We start from the raw sequence: 17736 nt of genomic DNA on the forward strand, positions 1-17736 counted from the left end.
TCTGGCCCCGTCCGACCGCCTCCGCCAGCACGTGTTCTCGCCGTTGCCGTCCGGGGTGGAGACGTGCGCCGGCCTCAGCCCCGGGTGCCCGTCGTCGGACCCAGCAGGTCGAGAGCCGCGTCGACCGTGGCCCGCGCGCTCGCTCCGACGCCGATGAGCGTGGCCGAGGCCGGCCCGCACCAGTCGCCGTAGCCGACGAAGAAGAGGCGTGGGTCGTCCACCGAGCGCGACCTCAGGGCCGGGTCGGTGACGGGCCGACCTTCCCGACGCGTCAGCTCGAGACCGGCGAGGTGCCTCAGGTCGGGGCGGAAGCCCGTGCACCACACGACGGCGTCGACGCGGAGGTCGCGGGCCGGGTCGTCCCAGGCCACCCCGTCCGGCGTGAACCGGTCGGGCACCGGCAGCGCCTCGAGCTCGCCCCGACGCCGGGCGGCCAGCACCGGGGGCACCATCACGATGTCGCCCAGGTCCTCCTCGTCCTGGACCGGCTCGCCCGCCGCGAGCGCACGCACGTGCCGTGTGGCCCGCTCGAAGAGGGCCCGCCCGTCAGGTGGTCGGGCAGGAACCGCGGCGGCCGACGGGTCACCCAGACCGTGCGACCAAGCCGTCGGCGGTTCAGGTCGGCCGCGACCTGGGCGCCGGAGTTGCCGCCCCCGACGACGAGGACGGTCCGGTCCTCGAGGTCGTCGGGCCCGCGGTAGGCCGCGCTGTGCAGCTGGCGACCCCGGAACGCGGCCTGCCCGGGGTAGGACGGCACGAACGGCCGCCCGGTGCTCCCCGTCGCGCTGACCAGCACGCGGCACCGCCAGACGCCGTGGTCCGTCGTCACCGTGAACCCGTTCGTCGTCGCGCGGGTCCCGAGCGCGCGGACCGGTCGGTGGACGGGCAGCGCGTAGCGCTCCTCGTACGCGGCGAGGTACGCCCGGACGTGCTCGCCGGACGGGGCACCCGCACCGGGCCAGGCGGGCATGGGCCAGCCGGGCAGGGAGCTGATCGTGGCCGGCGAGAAGAGCCGGAGGCTCTCCCAGCCGCCCGTCCAGGCTCCACCCGGGCGAGCGCCGGCGTCGAGCAGCGCGAAGGTCAGGGCCGTCGCCCCGCGCCGACGCGCGCGCTGGAGGTGGTAGCCGACGGCCAGGGCCGCCTGCCCGCCGCCGACGACCAGGACGTCGACGTCGTACTGGTCCTCCGCCCGGTCCTCCGCCCGGTTCGCCGACGGGTCGACGCCGGGGGAGGTCACGCCGTCAGTGTCGCCCGAGCAGGCTGCCGACGCTCACCAGCTGGGGTTCGGGAGGCTGCCCGGTCGGGACGACGGGTCCGCAGCAGCCGCCGGACGGGTCCGCAGCCGGGGCGTCGAACAGGCCGGCGCCACCGCACACCCCTGTCTCGGGCAGGACGAGCTCGACCCGGGCCGCGGCCTCGTGGTCGCCGGCGAGCGCGGCGGCGACGCTTCGCACCTGCTCGTAGCCCGTCATGGCCAGGAAGGTCGGGGCGCGTCCGTACGACTTCATGCCCACCAGGTACAGCCCGGGCTCGGGCTGGGCCAGCTCGGTGGCACCGTGCGGGCTGACGCTGCCGCAGGAGTGCAGGTTCGGATCGATCTCCGTGGACAGCCGCACCGGCGCCTGCAGCACCGGATCGAGGTCCAGGCGCACCTCGGTGAGGAACGACAGGTCGGGACGGAACCCGGTGAGCGCGACGACGTGGTCTGCCGCGGGCAGCCGACGGCCGTCCTCCGCCGCGAGGACCACGCGGTCGTCGGCCTCGGGCGCGACCGACACGACCCGGAACCCGGTCGCCGGCTCGACGAGTCCGGCCTCCACGGACTCGCGGGCCCGCGCGCCGAGAGCCCCACGCTGCGGGAGCCCGTCGGCCGCGCCGCCACCGAAGGTGTCGCCGACCACCCCGCGACGGAGCACCCAGGTCACGGTCGTCCCGGGCTCGCGGCGTACGAGATCGGCGAGGTCGTTGACGGCCGTCAGCGCGGAGTGGCCGCTGCCGACCACGACGACGTGACGCCCGGCCAGGCCCGCGACCTGCTCGGGGGTCGGCGACCGGTAGGTGAGCGTCCCGGCGGACGCGGCGGCGCGCTCGCCGAGCGCCGGCAGGCCGTCGGCGCCGACCGGGCCCGGTTGGTGCCAGGTGCCCGAGGCGTCGACGACGGCCGAGGCATCGAGGCGTCCCTGGACCGACGCGGTCGTCACGTGGACGGTGAAGGGCTGGTCGGCCCGGCCGTCGGACACCAGCCGGTCACGTCCCCGCCGCGACACCCCGGTCACCCGGGTCCCGAGGCGTACGCGGTCCCCGAGCGCGGCGGCCAGCGGGGCGAGGTAGGCCTCGACCCAGGCGCCGCCGGTGGGGAAGGCCTCGTCCGGCGGCACCCACCCCGACCGGGACAGCAGCCGGGCGGCGGCCGGGTCGACCAGCTCGGACCAGGGGGAGAAGAGCCGGACGTGCGCCCACCCGTGGACCGCAGCGGCCGGCGCGTCACCGGCCTCTAGCACGAGCGGCTCCAGGCCCCGCTCGAGGAGGTGCGCGGCGGCGGCCAGACCCTGGGGACCGGCCCCGATCACGACGACGGGCAGCGTCATGCACCGGCTCCTTCGTATCGACATCGATGAATACGGCCAACCTAGCGCCGGATCGACACCTGTCAATACGAGAGGCATGATGAAGACATGGCCACGGCGACCCCCCTGCTCCCGCAGGACGACCTGTCCTCCTGCTGCGCGCCGGTCACGGGCGGGGCGTTGACCCCGGGCGCGGCCGAGCGGCTGGCGTACGCGTTCAAGGCCCTGAGCGACCCTTCGCGGGTGAGGCTGATCTCGCTCATCGCGACGGCCGACGGCGGGGAGGCGTGCGCCTGCGACCTCACGGAACCCGTCGGGCTGTCGCAGCCGACGGTGTCGCACCACATGCGGATCCTCGTGGACGCCGGGCTGGTGACGCGTGAGCAGCGCGGACGGTGGGCCTACTACCGCGTCGTGGGGGACACCCTCTCCGTGCTGGCCCGCGCCCTCACCCCGGCCTAGGACCGCCGTGCCCGTCACCACCAGGCCGATGACGACGGCCGACGCTCCCGCGGTGCTCGCGATCTACCAGGCCGGGATCGACGAGGGGAACGCCACCTTCGAGACGGTCGCGCCGACGTGGGAGCAGTTCGAGGCGGGCCACCCGGCGCCCTTCCGCCACGTGGCCGTGGACGAGGACGACACGGTCCTCGGCTGGGTCGCGGCCAGCCCCGTCTCCGCCCGCCGCTGCTACGCGGGTGTGGTCGAGCACTCCGTCTACGTCCACCCCGACGCCCGCGGTTGCGGCGTCGGCCGAGAGCTGCTGGCCCGCCTGGTCGAGGTGACCGAGGCCCGTGGCGTCTGGACGATCCAGTCGTCGGTCTTCCCCGAGAACCACGCGAGCGTGGCCCTGCACGCGGCGGCAGGGTTCCGCGTGGTGGGCACCCGCGAGCGGATCGCCCGGCACCACGGCCGGTGGCGCGACACCCTGCTCATCGAGCGCCGCAGCGTCTAGGTCGTCGACACCGACCTGGCGGGCCGGCGGTGTTGTCCGGAGTGGCGTACCTCCCCTCGACGAGGGGAGGATGTGCCGATGCGGCCGGACGGTGTGAGCGCGCTGCTGACGTCGACCAGGGCTGCCGTCATCGGCCTGGTCGTGGTGGCTGCCCTGGCGGCCTGCGGCTCGGCGCCGGAGACGCCGGGCGACACGTCCCCGGAGTTCAACGAGGCCGACGTGGTCTTCGCGCGGGCCATGATCCCGCACGGGGAGCAGGGCGCCGCCATGAGCGAGCTCGTGCTGGAGGAGGAGAAGGGCCTCCCGCCGGGCGTGCGGGCGCTGGCCGTCGAGCTCCGGGACAAGCGTGGCGCCGAGACGGACCGGCTGCAGCAGTGGGTCGCGGAGCGTGGCGAGCCGGTGGCGGCGGAGGCCGGGCACGACCACGGCGGGGGCGAGGACGGGGTCGCCACCCCCACGCAGATGAGCGCGCTGGACGAGGCTGGCGGCGCCGCCGCGCACACCCTGTACATCGAGATGATGACCAAGCACCACCGCGGTGCCCTCGTTGCCGCGCGGGAAGAGCTCGAGCAGGGGCAGAGCCCGGTCCTGGTCGCGTTCGCGCAGATGGTCGTCGACAGCCGAGAGGCGCAGCTGGTCGTCCTCCTCGACGCCGCTGCCGCTGAGACGTCGAGCCCACCGACGGTGGAGGCTCCGACGCGCTGACGACGGGATACCCCCAGGGGGTTCCGCGCTAGCCTGGCCGGGACCGGGATGACGAGCGGAGGTGCGACGTGCAGTTCGACATGCGCCCTGCCGTGCACCACCGCCCTCGGCCCGCACGACGTGGACGTCGACGGCTGCTGCTCTCGCTGACCCTGGTGGTCCTGGTGCTGAGCGTCGTCGGGATGCACCAGCTGGCCTTCGGCCACGAGATGGCGACCGGCCCGACCGCCTCCGTCGCCTACGCCGGACCCGTCGACCACGCCGCTTCCGGCGAGATGTCGGCCGGGGGGCATGCGGGGCACGTGGGAGACCACCTCGGCTCGGAGTCTCCCGGCCCCGCGGCGGGGGACCCCTGCCCGGACTGCGGCGACCACCAGATGGCCCTCGGGTCGTGCCTGCTGGCCCTGACCCTGCTGGTGCTCGGCTGGCTGCTGGCCCCGCCGCGCCCGACTCAGGTCCTGCCGTTCCTGCTCCCCCTGCAGGCTCCATCTCTGGCCGTGCCCGTCGTGGGCCGGCTGGTTCCTCCGCTGTCGTTGGCGGAGCTCTCCCTCTGCCGTACGTGACGGACCTGTGCAGCTGACGGTCCGCTGAGCCTCGGCTCGGCCTCACCCGGAGCAGCCCGCCTCGAGCGGGCGGCGGCACGGGTGCCCGGATGTCCCCACAGACCCGTACGGAGAGAAGAACCTTGATGACGCACGCACGCCCGAAGAAGATCGGCCTCGTCGCCCTGGCCCTGACCGCGGTGCTCGCCGTGGCCGGGTGCAGCGACCACGACATGGGCACCACGGCTCCCGGCGCGTCGGCGCCCGCGGCCAACCCGACAGGCAGCTCCAGCGCTTCGGCCGAGTTCAACGACGCGGACGTCATGTTCGTGCAGATGATGCTGCCCCACCACGAGCAGGCCGTCGCGATGAGCGACACCCTGCTTGCCAAGAGCGGTGTGGCCCCCGACGTCGCCGCGCTCGCGGAGCAGATCAAGGCCGCGCAGCAGCCCGAGATCGACACCATGAAGGGCTTCCTCGCCGCCTGGGGTCAGCAGGAGACGGGCGGCGGCATGGGTGGCATGGACCACGGCGGCGACGACGGCATGGCCACCGACGCCCAGCTGAAGGAGCTCGACCAGGCCGACGGCGCGGCCGGGCAGCAGGCGTACCTGCAGCTCATGACCGCTCATCACGAGGGTGCGGTCACGATGGCGCAGACCGAGGTCCGCGACGGCAAGAATGCGGGAGCCGTCGACCTGGCCAAGACCATCATCACCACGCAGCAGCAGGAGATCGGCGTGATGAAGGACCTGCTCGCCAGGCTCTGAGCGCGCGGTCGGCGGGGACGGTCAGGCCCGATCGCCCTGAGATCCACTCACTCGATGGCGCGCGCGGTCGTCCCGCACGCTCAGCGGCTCGCCGGCGCGCCGTCGAGTGAGTGGATCTCAGGGAACCGTGCGGACCGGGCGCACACGGGTGCTGGTCGCCGGCCTCGGCCCTCGTGCCCGCCGCGATGGCGGTCGTGCTGCTGGGGATGTCGACCCTGTGCGACGTCGTCAGGCGGCGACGAGCGGGATCGACCGGCCCAGCCGCTGCCCGTACCCGGCGATCGCCGCACCGACCGGGAGGCGCTGCGCCTGGTAGCGCTCGAGGGCCGCCTCGACCGGTTCCCCTCTCGCGAGGACGCGCGCGAGGGCGAGAGCGTCACCCGCCGCCTTCGCGGCGCCCATCGCCGTGTGCGGGCGGACCGTCACCGCGGCGTCGCCGAGCAGGGCGGCCCGGCCGCGGACGATGCGCGGCGGGACGAAGTCCACGATCGCCTGCAGGAACGGCTCCGGTTCGGCGAGCACCACCTCCGCGAAGGGCGGGGGCAGCCGGAGGGTCGCGGCCTTCGCGAGGTCGCGGCGCAGGTCCTCCTCGAGCTCGCCCGGCGCGAGCGACACGCTCGACGGCGGACGGCCCGAGGCGACCATCACGGTCCGCAGCGCGTCGGGCGTCAGCGGGCGGTACCAGACCCAGTTGTAGCGCCGGTGCCCCGGCTCGACCTCGCCGCCGGCACCCGGGACGAGGTAGCCGAGCACGTGCTCGCCCGGCGCGGTGTAGAACGCGAACCGCCCGAGGAGGGTGCGGGCCGCGTCCGCGGGGAGCGCCGACTCCGGGATCAGGCCCCGCCACGTCGAGTAGCCGACGTAGCGGTTCGCGGTGGCGCCGGGCACGACCGCCTCGCGGGCGACCGAGCCGCTCCCGTCGGCCCCCACGACCAGGTCGAAGTCGAGCCGCCGACCGTCGTGCAGCTCGACCGTCGCCGCTCCCGCCGAGGACGGGTCCTCGATCGAGGCGACCGCGTGGTCGAGCAGGTACCGGTCGGCGGGGACCAGCGCGCGGAAGGTCTCGTAGACGTGGTCCCACGAGAGCTGCGTCTGCGGCGAGGGGTCGCGCGACGCGACGCGCCCGGAGCGGTCCAGGGTGATCCGCTCGCGCGCGACCACCCCGAGCCGGCCGGCGTCCTCGCGGCCGACCTCGTCCAGCAGGTCGAAGAGCTCCTGCTGGGCGACCAGCCCGGCGCCACGCCGCGCGAGCCCCCTCCGTGACCGCTCGAGCACGCTCACGCGGTGGCCGTCACGGGTCAGCAGCGCTGCTGCGAACAGACCGCCGATCGAGCCGCCTACGACGCCGATGTCCAAGGCGTGCCCGGCGGGCTCGGGGCTCCCGGTCTCGCGTCGCTGTGCCATGCGCGTGACCGTAGCGTCGAGTGCTTCGCCGCGGTTCCTACAAGCGACGGAACCCTGTCCGGCTCGGCCGACGTGTGCCCGGCGTGCTCGTCGCGGCAGGATGCCCTCATGACCCGGAACGACGCGCACGCCCCGCACGAGCTGTGGATCACCGGTGATCACGACGCTGATCATCTGCTGACCACGAGCGGGAACGCGCTGCTGATCGGGATGGTCCTTGATCAGCAGGTGCCGATGGAGAAGGCGTTCGCCGGGCCGCACGTGATCGCGACGCGGATGGGCGGGGCGTTCGACGTGCCGGCGATCGCGGCTCTCGAGGTCGACGACTTCGTGGCGGTGTGCGCGGAGAAGCCGGCCGTGCACCGCTTCCCGGGCTCGATGGGCAAGCGCGTGCACGAGGTGGCGCAGCGCCTGGTGGAGGAGCACGACGGCGACGCGGTCCACCTGTGGTCGTCCGTGCCCGACGGGCCGGCGCTCAAGGCGGCGATCGCGGCGCTGCCCGGGTTCGGTGATCAGAAGGCGTCGATCATGGTCGCGCTGCTCGGCAAGCGGTGGGGCGTCCGCCCCGACGGCTGGCGCGAGGCCGCCGGGGCGTACGGGAACGAGGGCGAGTTCCGTTCGGTCGCCGACGTGGTCGACGCGGAGTCGCTGCAGAAGGTGCGGGCCTTCAAGAAGCAGGCGAAGGCCGCGGCCAAGGCCGGTTAGGGCCGAGGCTGGGGGATGAGCACCGCCCTCAGACGGAGCCGGCCCCCGGAACCACCGTCTGCAGGGACTCGTCGGTGAGCTCGTCCGTTGTGGGGTCAACGACCTTCCGGCCGGCGAGGTGGCGCTGCAGCCGCCAGGCAGCCGCGATGGCGACCGCGCTGATCAGCACGTGCAGCCCCACGAACTCCCGCCCGTGGCCGCCGCTCAGCACGACGCCGGCGACCAGCGGGCCGAGGGCGGAGACGCCGGTCTGCAGCCCCGTGAACAGCCCGAGCGTGGATCCCACGTGACCCTCGGGGGCGAGGCTGGCCACGAGCGGGTTGAGCACGGGGCCGTACATCGTCTCGCCGAGCGCGAAGACGCCGAAGGTGCTGACGAGCACGACCGGGGCGAGCGCCGGGAACGAGGCGACGGCCCCGAGGCCGACCCAGCAGGCGAGCCAGATCGCGCCCACGGCCATCAGCAGCGGTGCGGCCGGCCGGTTCGCCGTCCAGCGGACGACGGCGAGCTGGAGCAGGATCAGCACGAAGCAGTTCACCGCGGCGGCGAGGCCGACGGTGCGGGCGGGCACGTCGAGGATCGTCAGCGCGTACGCCGGCAGGCCCGTGTCGAACTGGGCGTAGAAGGCGAGCGCGAGGGCGATCGTCAGCACGGCCGTCCAGCGCAGCGCGGGCTGGCGCAGGACGAGCCGCATCGCCTCGGTCGCCTGCCCGCGACCGCGGTCGACGGCGGGCGAGCCGGGCTGGTGCACCGGCCCGCGCGGGAGCGTCGCGAGCATCCCGGCGGACACCAGGAACCCGAGCCCGGCGGCCAGGAAGGCGACGTCCAGCCCGTCGGGCCGGGCGAGGTCGACCAGGTAGCCGGCGGCGAAGGCACCGACGCCCATGCCGAGCGCCTGCCCGGCGGCGAGCCAGGCGAAGGTCGTCCGCCGGTCGGTGCTGGCGCTGCGCTCGAGCAGCAGGACCGACTGGGCCGGACCGCCGGCGGCGAGGGCGAAGCCGAACGCGGCCATCCCGACGACGAAGGTCGTGGGGGTGTCCGCCAGGACCAGCGAGCCCGCGGCCAGCGCGGCGGCGAGCTTGGTGACGACGGCGACGAGCACGGGGGAGAAGCGGTCGGCCAGGCGCCCGCCGACCGGACCGGCGACCAGCGCGGCGACGGAGAAGAGGCTCGCGGCGACGGCCGCGACGGCCCCGCCCCAGCCGCGGGTGCCCGACGCGTAGGCGTACTGGTACGGCAGCACCGTGCCCCACCCCAGCATCGCCACCGCTGATGCCCCGACGACCCACCGACTGCCCCGCACGTCCCACCTCCTGGTTCTCGACTGACGAAGTCCCACAACGAAGACTTCTATATCGAAATTCCGGGAGGGAGGAGGCGGTCTCAGGAGTGTTCCGGGGACGTTCACGAGCCGTTCCGCGCGCGGGTGGCGGCCGAAGTGGGCTCAGCCGAGGCGGTCCCGCACCCGCTGCACCCGGTCCAGCACCGTCTTGCGGTCGGCGTGGGCCCGCTCGTACGCCTCCACCGCCTCCAGCGCGCCGGCGTCGTCGAGCCGGCCGACGGCCTTGACCGCCTCCTTGGCGTCGAGGTCGGCGTAGCCGGGGACCCCGGGGTCGCCGTCGTCGTGCTCGCGCGCGTGCCGGCCGGCCTCCTTCGCGGCCTCGGGGTTGGCCACGAACTGCTCCCCGTGTGCGCTGCCCTCGGCCTTGACCGCGTCGGTCTCCCGCTTCTCGGCGTCCGAGAGCTCGTCCCAGGCTGTCTTGGGCAGGTAGCGCTTCGACGCGCCGCCCTTCTCCCGGCTCGACCCGGTGGACGCGTCGGCGCTGCCGTCGGACGTCTGCCAGTCCTCGCCGCTCCACTGCGAGAGGTGCTGCTGGGTCTCGTCCTTCTCGCCGAGGTAGCCGCCCCCCTCTCGCTCGTACGCGGCCTTGAGCAGCTGCGCCTTGCGCGCGCTCCACTGCCCGGGCTTCCCGCCCTTGTCGTCGGCCTGGACCTCGTCCTTCAGCCGGGCACGGAGGTCGGGGTCGGTGTACTTCTTCGCCCAGTCCTTCGGGTGCTCGGTCGCCATACCGGTCAGTTATCCGGCGCGGGCCGTGCCGGACGCAGGACGTCTAGCGCGCTTCTGCGGACGGGCTGCAGCAGGCGTCGGCGCAGCCCGGGCCGCAGCCGCAGGACTCCTCCGGCCCGGCGTCCGCGCGGAGCGCGTCGGCCACCGGCGAGCAGCAGCCGTCGCCGCGCCAGGCCTCGAGGCCCTCGCGCACGGCCACGGCGGCGATGACGAGCCCGGCGACCGGGTCGGCCCACGACCACCCGAACAGGGTGTTCAGCCCGAGCCCGACGAGCAGCACCGCGGACAGGTAGGTGCACAGCAGGGTCTGCTTGGAGTCGGCGACGGCCGAGCGGGAGCCGAGCTCGCGGCCGGCCCGGCGCTGGCCGAAGCTGAGCAGCGGCATGACCGCCAGGCTCACCGCGGCGAGGACCAGGCCGACGGTGGAGTGCTCGGCCTGCGTCGACGCGGTGAGCGCGCGGACCGCGTCCACGGAAACGAAGGCGGCGAGCGCGAAGAAGGAGAAGGCGATCACCCGCAGCGCGGTCTTCTCGCGGGCCTCGGGGTCGCGCCCCGCGAACTGCCACGCGACGGCGACCGCGGAGGCCACCTCGATGACCGAGTCCAGCCCGAAGCCGATCAGCGCCGTCGACGACGCCCGCGAGCCGGCGGCGAGGGCGACGACCGCCTCGACCACGTTGTAGGTGATGGTGCCCGCGACGAACCAGCGGATCCTTCGCGCCAGCAGCGCGCGGCGGGCGGGGGAGACGCCCAGGTCGAGCACGGTCACGTCGTCACCTCCGGCATCGGGAGACCTGCACGGCACGACCGTACGGCGTCGGGCTCACGTCGTGACGTCGCCGGCGTACAGGTCGAGGCGCGAGCACCCGAGGCACCGGCGGGCGATCACCGCACGGCGCTCGATGCCGAAGCGCTTGACGCCGAACAGCCCTGTCTCGCGCGGCGCTGCGTAGTAGCGGACCAACGAGTCCGACGTGCCCTCCACGAACCCGTCCTCGTGGTCGTTCGACCCGCACCCCGGACAGGGCGGGGCGGCGTGGCCGGTCCGGGGCTCCGCGGCCGGCGGGGTGGCGGCCGCCTCCTGGTCGCCGTACAGCGGGTACTCGTCCGAGGGCGTCACCGCAGCAGTCTTCCGGGCCGAGGTGTCAGGCGGCGAAGAAGTGCTGGAAGTCGGGGTCGGCCCAGGCCCCGCCCCACGACCACCCGACTCGTGCGAACGCCCGCACGACGACGTCGTCGGCCACGATCGCTCCCTCGGGGGCGTCGGCGCCGGGCGACCGGTCCAGCTCGACGAACGTCCGCCCGGCCTCCGGGGCGACGTCGTCGGAGGTCACGTACGGGTTCTCGACCGGGTTGAGGTCGACGGCCGCGCCGTACGCGTGCCGCGAGAACGACGTCTGCCCGGCGACCGTGCGGCAGTTGTAGGCGGAGGTGTTGTTGGCGGCCATCGAGCGGTCGTCGTCACCGCCGTAGTCGTCCACGAGCTGCATGCGGCGGATCGGGAACCGCTCGCGATACAGCTCGGCGAACACCTTCACGAGGTCGCGCGCGTGGTCCTCGTGCACGACGAGCTGGCCGTTGTGCGACCGGCCGTCGTAGCCCACGTACGTCAGGTGGAGCAGCCGCAGGTCGGCGAGCCCGACCGGGCACCGCGACGAGGAGTGGCTCGCGTCCCGCATCCGGTCGCGTAGCGCGCCGGGCAGCTTCTGGACCGAGGACGCGTACGCGGGCAGCGCGGCCGCGGCGTCGCCGGTCGACCGCGGTGGGCTCGGCACGGGGGCGAGGTTCGTGCAGCCGCCGAGGTCCTCCCACTCCTCGACGGCGCCGGCCCGCGCGCTGCCCGTGAGCGGCTGCGGCTGACCGCCGCCGGAGGGGATGGTTCCGGGGACCCACTGGTCGTCGACGACCGCGCCCTCGCGGAGCTTGACGGTCAGCACCCCCGTGTCGGGCTGGTTGCCGTGGTACCAGAGGAAGTTGCCGAGCCCGTAGCTGACGTACGTGTCGCCGAGCATCCCCGACCCCTGCGCCTGGTGGGCGTGGGAGCCGACGACGACGTCCGCGCCGGCGGCGGAGAGGTCGGCGGCCAGGTCGAGCTGGCCGGCGGTCGGGCAGCCGACGTTCTCGCGGCCCCAGTGCAGGTAGACCGCGACCACGTCGTTCGCCCTGGCCGCCTGCCGGACCGCGGACACCAGACGGCTGCCGGCGCGGGCGATGCCGGGGCCGTCGCGACCGACGTCCCAGATCGACGCGTCGCTCTCCAGCGGCGAGGCGTCGGCGGCGAGCACCGCGACCTTCGTGCCGTCGACCGTGGTGCGGGAGGGCCGTAGTGCCTGGTCGCGGCCGTCGCCGATCCCGACGACGTCGACCTTCGCGTCCCGCGCGGCCGCGAGGCTGTCGCGCAGCCCGTCGGCGCCGTAGTCGGCACCGTGGTTGTTGGCCATGGAGACCACGTCGACGCCCGACCGGTCGAGGAACGCCAGGGCCGACGGCGGGCTGCGGAACCAGTAGCGGTTGTCCGCGTCCTCGAGCTCCTTGTCGGCCGGCGACCCGCCGTCCGTCAAAGCGCTCTCGAGGTTGACCACGGCGACGTCGGCCGAGCGCAGGGCGTCGGCCATGGGCCCGAGGTCGGCGTCGGGGTCGTCGAGCAGGGGAGCGACCCCGCCCTCGAAGTGCACGTCACCGGCGAAGGCGAGCGTCACCGTCCGGCTGGAGCGCGGCGCCTCGTTGGCGGGCTCCTCGGCGGGCGGCGGTGGCGGGGTCGAGGCGGCCGGAGCGGTCGACGCGCTCGTGCCGTCGGCCTCGTCCCGCCGCTCGACGTCGGGCGTGCAGCCCACGAGGGCGAGCACCACCGCGAGGCCGGGCACCAGCCCGGGTCGTCGTCTGGTCGCTCGCACCATCGGGGCCCCCGCTCCACGTCCTGGAACGACAACGCCCCGGACGTACGAAAGGTTCGGCGGCGCGCGCGGAAGGAGATGCGTGGCCCGGCCGGTGCGCCCTAGACCGGTTGGGAACGGACGCGGGCCAGCTCGTCGCGGGCGAACCGCACACGGTCGCTCTCCGCCCCGTTCGCCGAACCGAGCTCGTCGGCGAGGTCGTGCGCAGCCATCAGCACGAGCCGACGCCGTCCACGGTCCTGGGCCACGCGGCGGTAGGCCCTGCGTGCCCTGCCGTCGCCCGCGAGCGCTCCCGCCTCCTCGGCGGTGATGGTCCCGGACTCGACCTCAGGAGCGAGAACCGCCCGCATGTAGGCGCGCTCCACCCCCACGGTGCGACGGAAGACGCGGACCACGATCACGAGGGTGAGGGCCGTCAGGAGCACCCAGGCGACGAGCGCGAAGCCGATGGCCGGACCGAGGATCCCACCGGAGTTGTCCCAGACCCCGTGCAGGAGCATCGCGGTCAGCATCAGCCCGAGACCGGCGCCGACCCGCCGCGGCTGACCCGGCCGGCCGAGGAAGAGCACCAGCCCCGTGCAGAAGATCGCGCTGTAGGCGATGTGCGCCCCCAGGCCGAACACGGCACGCACCTCGACGAGCTGCAGGACGCTCCCGGACGGGTCGGCACCGAATCCCTTCCCCGCCGCGGCGACCGCGTAGGTGAGGTCTTCGACGATCTGGAACCCGAGCCCGATGAACGCGCCGAGGATGAACCCGTCGAACGCGGTCGAGACCGCGCGGCTCGCCAGCGCGATCAGCAGCAGCAGACCCAGGCCCTTCGCCAGCTCCTCGTCGATCGGGGCGGCGATCCCGGCACCCCAGTCGCTCGCCCACGAGAGGCCGAACGCCTTGCCGAGCAGCGACAGGATCGGCGAGTTCGCGTACGAGGCCATGATGATGGCCCCGAAACCGCCCCAGAAGAAGGCGATGACGAGGAGCTTGCGGGGCAGGTGGGCGTAGCGGTCGATGTGCTGGGTGAACCACCAGAACAACCCTCCGTAGAGGGCGAACAGCACCACGGCGACGGTGATCGGGGTCCCGTAGACCACGCTCGCGTTCGACAGGTAGCGCAGGATCACCGACAGGCCGAAGCCGACGAGCGCGACGTACACCCAGAAGGCGGCGTTGCGGGGCTGGACGAAGCGCACCGGGGCACCCCACCCCGACTCGCGCACGACCCGCAGGCGCTCGACGGCGACGTCGGTCAGGGTCGGCGGTGCAGCGGGGCTCGCCCCGGTGCCCGGCTCCGGGAGTGCGGTGGTCATCGGCTCTCCCCCAGGGGAGCGATGCTCTCGACCATGGTGGTGACGTCCGCGGCACGGCCGGTCCCGGCGTCGCGTGGGCCGGAGACGACGACCTCGACGCCGGTGCCGTCGATGACGAAGGCCGCGATCAGACCGGTGGTGGTGGCGCTGCGGGTCTCGGTCATGACCCCGTCCTGCCCGGCCGCCGTACGCACCGGCCTCGGGTCCCCGACCACCTGAGGTCCACGCCCGGCACCCGTACGCTCCTGGAGGCCCTCGACCTGGGTCAGCAGCTGCTGCGGGGAGCCGGCGAACTTCGCCGTGGTCACGCCGAAGGACACCGCGTCCGCCACCACCGACGCCGTGCTCGGGTAGTCGCCCGAGCGCGTCGGGTCGCCCAGCCTCACCCCGTCGACCACGTCCCAGCCCGTGGCGGGCGCGAAGCCCACGCCCCCGTCCAGGGCCAGCACCTCGCCCGGCACGACCGGGCGCCCGGCCGGCACCGCCCGGTCCACCGCGGGGACGACGAAGATCATGAGGACGGCGACGGCGAGGACGACCGCGGCCGGCCGCAGCGTCCCCCGGTCCAGACCCAGCCACCGTCGCTCGACCGGCACCCACCCCTCCGGCGCCACGGAAAGCCTCTGCTGCTCGAGTGCTGGCACGAGCCACCTTCTCGGGTCGCGCAGGACGACTGCCCCGCTGGTGGCTGCGAGAGTAACGGCGAGGGCCGTCAGATCCTCGTCGCGGGCCCGGAGTTGAGCGCGGCAGGGGAGGTTCAGTTGATGCGGGACACCGCGAACGTCTCGGCGAGCCGGCCGTGGGCGAGGCCGGCCCGGGTCGCGTTGCCCTCGTTCCAGCCGCGGAGCATCGTCTCCAGCCCGTCGCCGAGGTGCGCGGTCTGCGAGACGTGCGCCCGCAGCGCCGCGACCTTGCGGTCGAACCGGTCGGTGATGTCGACGACCTCGGAGGTCTCCGGGTGGGCCATCAGCCAGAGCTCGGTGACCTTCCACGGCTCCAGGCCCTCGTCGAGCAGCTCGGGCCAGGCGAAGCGGTTCTCCGAGGCGGGGTAGACGGCGCGCACCGTGGCCTCGCCCGCGGCGAGGTGGTCGGGGTGCGACGCCTGCAGCCGCTGCAGCATGCGCTGGGGGGACTGGCACAGCACCCGCTGCGGCCGCACCTGGCGCAGCACCCGGACGATCTGGTGCTGCAGGTCCCAGCTCGGCTCGAGCCAGCCGTCGCTGTGGCCGTCGAGGAACCGGACGTCGGTGACGCCCAGCTCTGCGGAGGCCGCGCGCTGCTCGCGCTCGCGGAGCAGCGGCATCTGGTCCCGGGGCGTGTCGTCGAACCCGCCCTGCTCACCCCTGGTGCACAGGAGCAGGGTGACGGCGATGCCGGCGTCGACCCAGCCGGCGATGGTGCCCGCGGAGCCGAAGTCGGCGTCGTCGGGGTGCGCGGCCACGACGAGGGCGCGCTCCACCTCGGCGTCGGGGAGAGGTTCGGCCCAGGCGAGGGGGTCGCGTTGCGGCTGGGCGGGCCCGGCTTGCTCGGTCACGCCCGACACCCTAGGTCGCGGCGCGCGCCGTGCCGGCCAGGTCCGCGGCGGGCTCCAGCAGGGCGGGCTGGAGGCGCCGCAGGGCGTCGAGGTGGTCGCCCGTCCAGATCATGCGGACGCCGGTCGGGCTCGCCGTGCCGGCGCGGCCCTCGAGGTCGCGCCGCACGGCCTCGACGAGGCGGTCGTCACGGGCGACGTCCCGGGCGGCGACGGCAGGCGGCGGGGCGCCGCCGGCGAGGGCCTCGCCGAGGCGTGCGTACCAGCCGGCCACCGCGTCGGCGTCCTGCCCGAGCTCGCGCCCCGCCGCGGAACGGTCGCCGCCGAGCGAGCCGTCCTCGTGCTCCCACAGCGCCAGCACGGCGTCGGCCACGAGCCGTGGCGCCACCACGCCGGTGACCAGGGCGGCGACGCCGGCCAGGTCGGACTGCTTGCGGCCGCGCTCGGCGAGGTACTCCCGGAAGGCGTCGTCCAGCCGCCGCGCGGCCGCCGCGGCCTGGGTCGACTCGAGCACCGGCCGGGGCAGCGACGGGACGCCCCGCTCGCACCGGGCGACCCCGTAGCGGACGGCGCGGGCCAGGTAGAGCCCCGTCGTCGCGTACGCCTCGGAGAGCGCCCGGCCCAGGGCGGAGGCCGCGCCGCGCGGCCAGAACAGCGCCCCGAAGACGAGGCTCACCGCGCAGCCGATCGCGATGTCCTCGATCCGTACGAGCCCGATCCGGTAGCCGACCGGCGCGACGATGTTGAAGAAGATCGTCAGGGTCAGCGTGAAGGCCGCCTGCCCCGCCGCGAACGAGATCGCCGCCGGGGCCAGGCCGGCGACGAGGATCGACACCGGCAGCAGCGCCCAGAGCACCGCCTCGTTCGTCCCGACGAGGGTGACGAGCACGCCGCCGACGACGATGCCCACGACCGTGCCGGCGATCCCGCGGAGCACGGTCTGCCCGGTGCTGAGCGCGTTCGAGCGCAGCACCGAGAGCGTGCCGAGCACCACCCAGAACGAGTGCTGCAGCCCCGAGAGGTCGGCGACGAGCACCGCCGCGCCGAGGGCGACGCCGCCGCGGACGCTGTTGTGGAGCCAGACCGAGTGCGGGTCGAGGTGGGTCCGCGCCCGGTCGAGGGCGGTGCCGAGGACGCCGCCCGTGCCCTAAGGGTCGCGCCCCAGGACCCGGCGCAGCCACGGCCGCCGCTCGGCCTGGAGCGCGCGCGCCACGTTCCGGGTGACCTCCATGACCGCGAACGCGACCTCCTGGGCCCGGAAGGTCGGCTCCAGCGCGTCGACCGCCCCGGCGTCCTCGCCGAGCCCCCCGAGCGGCAGGTCCTCGGCGCTGGACTCGAGCACGTCGACTGCCTGCCGGAGCGCATCCAGGGCCTCCCGCAGCCGGGCCTCGCCGTCGTCCGCACGCCCCAACGCCCCGTGGCTCATGGCGTCCAGCTCGTCGGCGGCCACCTGCAGGGCGCCGACGGACGCGTCCCAGACGGCGACGACGCGGGCGTCCACGCGCTGCGCAGGCCCGACCGGGGGCGACTGCTCGTCCACGGTCAGCAGCCAGCCGAGCTCGTCGACCAGCCGGACGAGGATCCGGGAGGACGTGCCGAGGTCGGTGGGCCGGTTCGGGGTCGCGTAGAAGGCGTCGCGCAGGCCGGTGTACGCGGACCTCAGCCGGTCGCTGACCTCGTCCCGCTCCGCGCCGGTCAGCTCCCCGGCCGCGACCCGGCGGTCGGCGACGAGCCGTTCGGCGAAGAGGCGGCAGGTGCGGGCCGACGGGCCGCGCAGCGGGCTCCGCGGCGGGGCCGGCCACCAGAACGCGACGGCGACGGCCGCCACCGCGGCGGCCAGCAGCCAGCCGGCCATCCGCCAGGGGATGGACTCCAGCGGTCCCGGCGTGGCGACCGGGAGCACGAAGGCGAGCAGCAGGGCGGTCGACGCCCCGGCGAGCTCGGAGCTGACCACCCCGACGAAAAGGACCACGCACCCGACCACCGCCATGGTCAGCGCGGCCAGCACCGGCTGCCGGGACACGACCGTGGCGAGGCCCACCAGCAGCGAGCCGACCACGGCCAGCCAGGCGATGCCGAGCACGCGCTCCGAGCGCGAGCCGTTGACGTCGACCAGCAGCAGCAGGGCGAAGGACCCGAACGCCGCGAACGTGGCCACGTCGGCGTTCCCGACGACCCGCGCCCCGAAGGCGAAGAGCAGCGGCATGACGATCGCCACCCGCCCCGCGCGGCGGAGCGCCCGGAGACCGGGGTCGTGCCGGCGCAGCCAGGACAGCGGGCTCACGCGG

The 17736-nt window shown here is 74.7% G+C and carries 20 protein-coding genes; 6 read left to right on the top strand and 14 right to left on the bottom strand.

Annotation, left to right across the window (positions count from 1 at the left end; all coding sequences use genetic code 11):
- Positions 1-74: 74 nt before the first annotated feature.
- From ABD665_RS00935 to ABD665_RS00945, 3 genes are read right to left on the bottom strand one after another with little or no spacing between them, the layout of a single operon-like run.
- Entirely contained in the window at positions 75-512 is a 438-nt protein-coding gene (locus tag ABD665_RS00935; RefSeq protein ID WP_204912658.1) for a hypothetical protein, read from the bottom strand.
- Entirely contained in the window at positions 452-1237 is a 786-nt protein-coding gene (locus ABD665_RS00940) for an NAD(P)-binding domain-containing protein (RefSeq protein ID WP_204912657.1), read from the bottom strand. The genes ABD665_RS00935 and ABD665_RS00940 overlap by 61 nt, the downstream gene beginning before the upstream one ends.
- 4 nt (positions 1238-1241) lie before the next feature.
- A complete protein-coding gene (locus ABD665_RS00945; RefSeq protein WP_204912656.1) occupies positions 1242-2588 on the bottom strand; it encodes an FAD-dependent oxidoreductase in 1347 nt (448 codons plus the stop codon).
- 87 nt (positions 2589-2675) lie between these two features.
- On the opposite strand from ABD665_RS00945, the gene ABD665_RS00950 reads away from it, so the two are divergent.
- The 5 genes from ABD665_RS00950 to ABD665_RS00970 all read left to right on the top strand — a co-directional run bounded on the left by ABD665_RS00950 (position 2676) and on the right by ABD665_RS00970 (position 5539).
- Positions 2676-3029 carry a metalloregulator ArsR/SmtB family transcription factor gene (locus ABD665_RS00950; protein ID WP_204912655.1) on the top strand — a complete coding sequence of 118 codons (354 nt, stop codon included), beginning with the start codon at positions 2676-2678 and terminating at the stop codon, positions 3027-3029.
- Positions 3030-3036: 7 nt separating this feature from the next.
- The gene (locus ABD665_RS00955; protein WP_344740742.1) at positions 3037-3522 is read left to right on the top strand and encodes a GNAT family N-acetyltransferase; all 486 of its coding nucleotides are present in this window, start codon (positions 3037-3039) and stop codon (positions 3520-3522) included.
- A gap of 78 nt (positions 3523-3600) precedes the next feature.
- The gene (locus ABD665_RS00960) at positions 3601-4227 is read left to right on the top strand and encodes a DUF305 domain-containing protein (protein ID WP_204912654.1); all 627 of its coding nucleotides are present in this window, start codon (positions 3601-3603) and stop codon (positions 4225-4227) included.
- Positions 4228-4295: 68 nt separating this feature from the next.
- On the top strand, positions 4296-4790 hold the full coding sequence (locus ABD665_RS00965) for a hypothetical protein (protein WP_204912653.1): 495 nt from the start codon (positions 4296-4298) through the stop codon (positions 4788-4790).
- 125 nt (positions 4791-4915) lie between these two features.
- Positions 4916-5539, top strand: a complete 624-nt coding sequence (locus ABD665_RS00970; protein ID WP_204912652.1) for a DUF305 domain-containing protein — start codon at positions 4916-4918, stop codon at positions 5537-5539.
- Between the two features lie 228 nt (positions 5540-5767).
- On the opposite strand, the gene ABD665_RS00975 is transcribed toward ABD665_RS00970, so the two are convergent.
- Positions 5768-6943: an FAD binding domain-containing protein gene (locus ABD665_RS00975; protein ID WP_204912651.1), complete on the bottom strand. Its 1176-nt coding sequence runs from the start codon at positions 6941-6943 to the stop codon at positions 5768-5770.
- Positions 6944-7051: 108 nt separating this feature from the next.
- On the opposite strand from ABD665_RS00975, the gene ABD665_RS00980 reads away from it, so the two are divergent.
- On the top strand, positions 7052-7648 hold the full coding sequence (locus ABD665_RS00980) for an HhH-GPD-type base excision DNA repair protein (RefSeq protein ID WP_204912650.1): 597 nt from the start codon (positions 7052-7054) through the stop codon (positions 7646-7648).
- Positions 7649-7676: 28 nt separating this feature from the next.
- Here the strand turns inward: ABD665_RS00980 and ABD665_RS00985 are convergent, their stop codons facing one another.
- The 10 genes from ABD665_RS00985 to ABD665_RS01030 all read right to left on the bottom strand — a co-directional run bounded on the left by ABD665_RS00985 (position 7677) and on the right by ABD665_RS01030 (position 17732).
- A complete protein-coding gene (locus ABD665_RS00985; protein ID WP_204912649.1) occupies positions 7677-8951 on the bottom strand; it encodes an MFS transporter in 1275 nt (424 codons plus the stop codon).
- A gap of 141 nt (positions 8952-9092) precedes the next feature.
- Positions 9093-9716 (bottom strand): hypothetical protein, encoded by a 624-nt coding sequence (locus ABD665_RS00990; protein ID WP_204912648.1) that lies wholly within the window; start codon positions 9714-9716, stop codon positions 9093-9095.
- A 43-nt stretch (positions 9717-9759) separates the two neighbouring features.
- Complete coding sequence (locus ABD665_RS00995; protein WP_204912647.1) at positions 9760-10485, bottom strand: cation efflux transmembrane domain-containing protein; 726 nt, start codon at positions 10483-10485, stop codon at positions 9760-9762.
- 54 nt (positions 10486-10539) lie between these two features.
- Positions 10540-10836, bottom strand: a complete 297-nt coding sequence (locus tag ABD665_RS01000) for a hypothetical protein (protein WP_204912646.1) — start codon at positions 10834-10836, stop codon at positions 10540-10542.
- Between the two features lie 25 nt (positions 10837-10861).
- Positions 10862-12580, bottom strand: coding sequence for a CapA family protein (locus ABD665_RS01005; RefSeq protein WP_204912645.1), 1719 nt, complete (start codon positions 12578-12580; stop codon positions 10862-10864).
- Positions 12581-12711: 131 nt separating this feature from the next.
- Positions 12712-13917: a PrsW family glutamic-type intramembrane protease gene (locus ABD665_RS01010; protein WP_204912644.1), complete on the bottom strand. Its 1206-nt coding sequence runs from the start codon at positions 13915-13917 to the stop codon at positions 12712-12714.
- Positions 13914-14561: a hypothetical protein gene (locus ABD665_RS01015; protein WP_204912643.1), complete on the bottom strand. Its 648-nt coding sequence runs from the start codon at positions 14559-14561 to the stop codon at positions 13914-13916. The genes ABD665_RS01010 and ABD665_RS01015 overlap by 4 nt, the downstream gene beginning before the upstream one ends.
- Before the next feature lie 113 nt (positions 14562-14674).
- The gene (locus tag ABD665_RS01020) at positions 14675-15451 is read right to left on the bottom strand and encodes a PIG-L family deacetylase (RefSeq protein ID WP_204912642.1); all 777 of its coding nucleotides are present in this window, start codon (positions 15449-15451) and stop codon (positions 14675-14677) included.
- A 10-nt stretch (positions 15452-15461) separates the two neighbouring features.
- Complete coding sequence (locus tag ABD665_RS01025; protein WP_204912641.1) at positions 15462-16484, bottom strand: FUSC family protein; 1023 nt, start codon at positions 16482-16484, stop codon at positions 15462-15464.
- A gap of 111 nt (positions 16485-16595) precedes the next feature.
- A complete protein-coding gene (locus tag ABD665_RS01030; protein WP_204912640.1) occupies positions 16596-17732 on the bottom strand; it encodes a hypothetical protein in 1137 nt (378 codons plus the stop codon).
- Positions 17733-17736: the final 4 nt, after the last annotated feature.

Source organism: Microlunatus spumicola (assembly GCF_039536445.1).
In the GTDB taxonomy this organism is placed as follows: Bacteria; Actinomycetota; Actinomycetes; order Propionibacteriales; family Propionibacteriaceae; genus Microlunatus; species Microlunatus spumicola.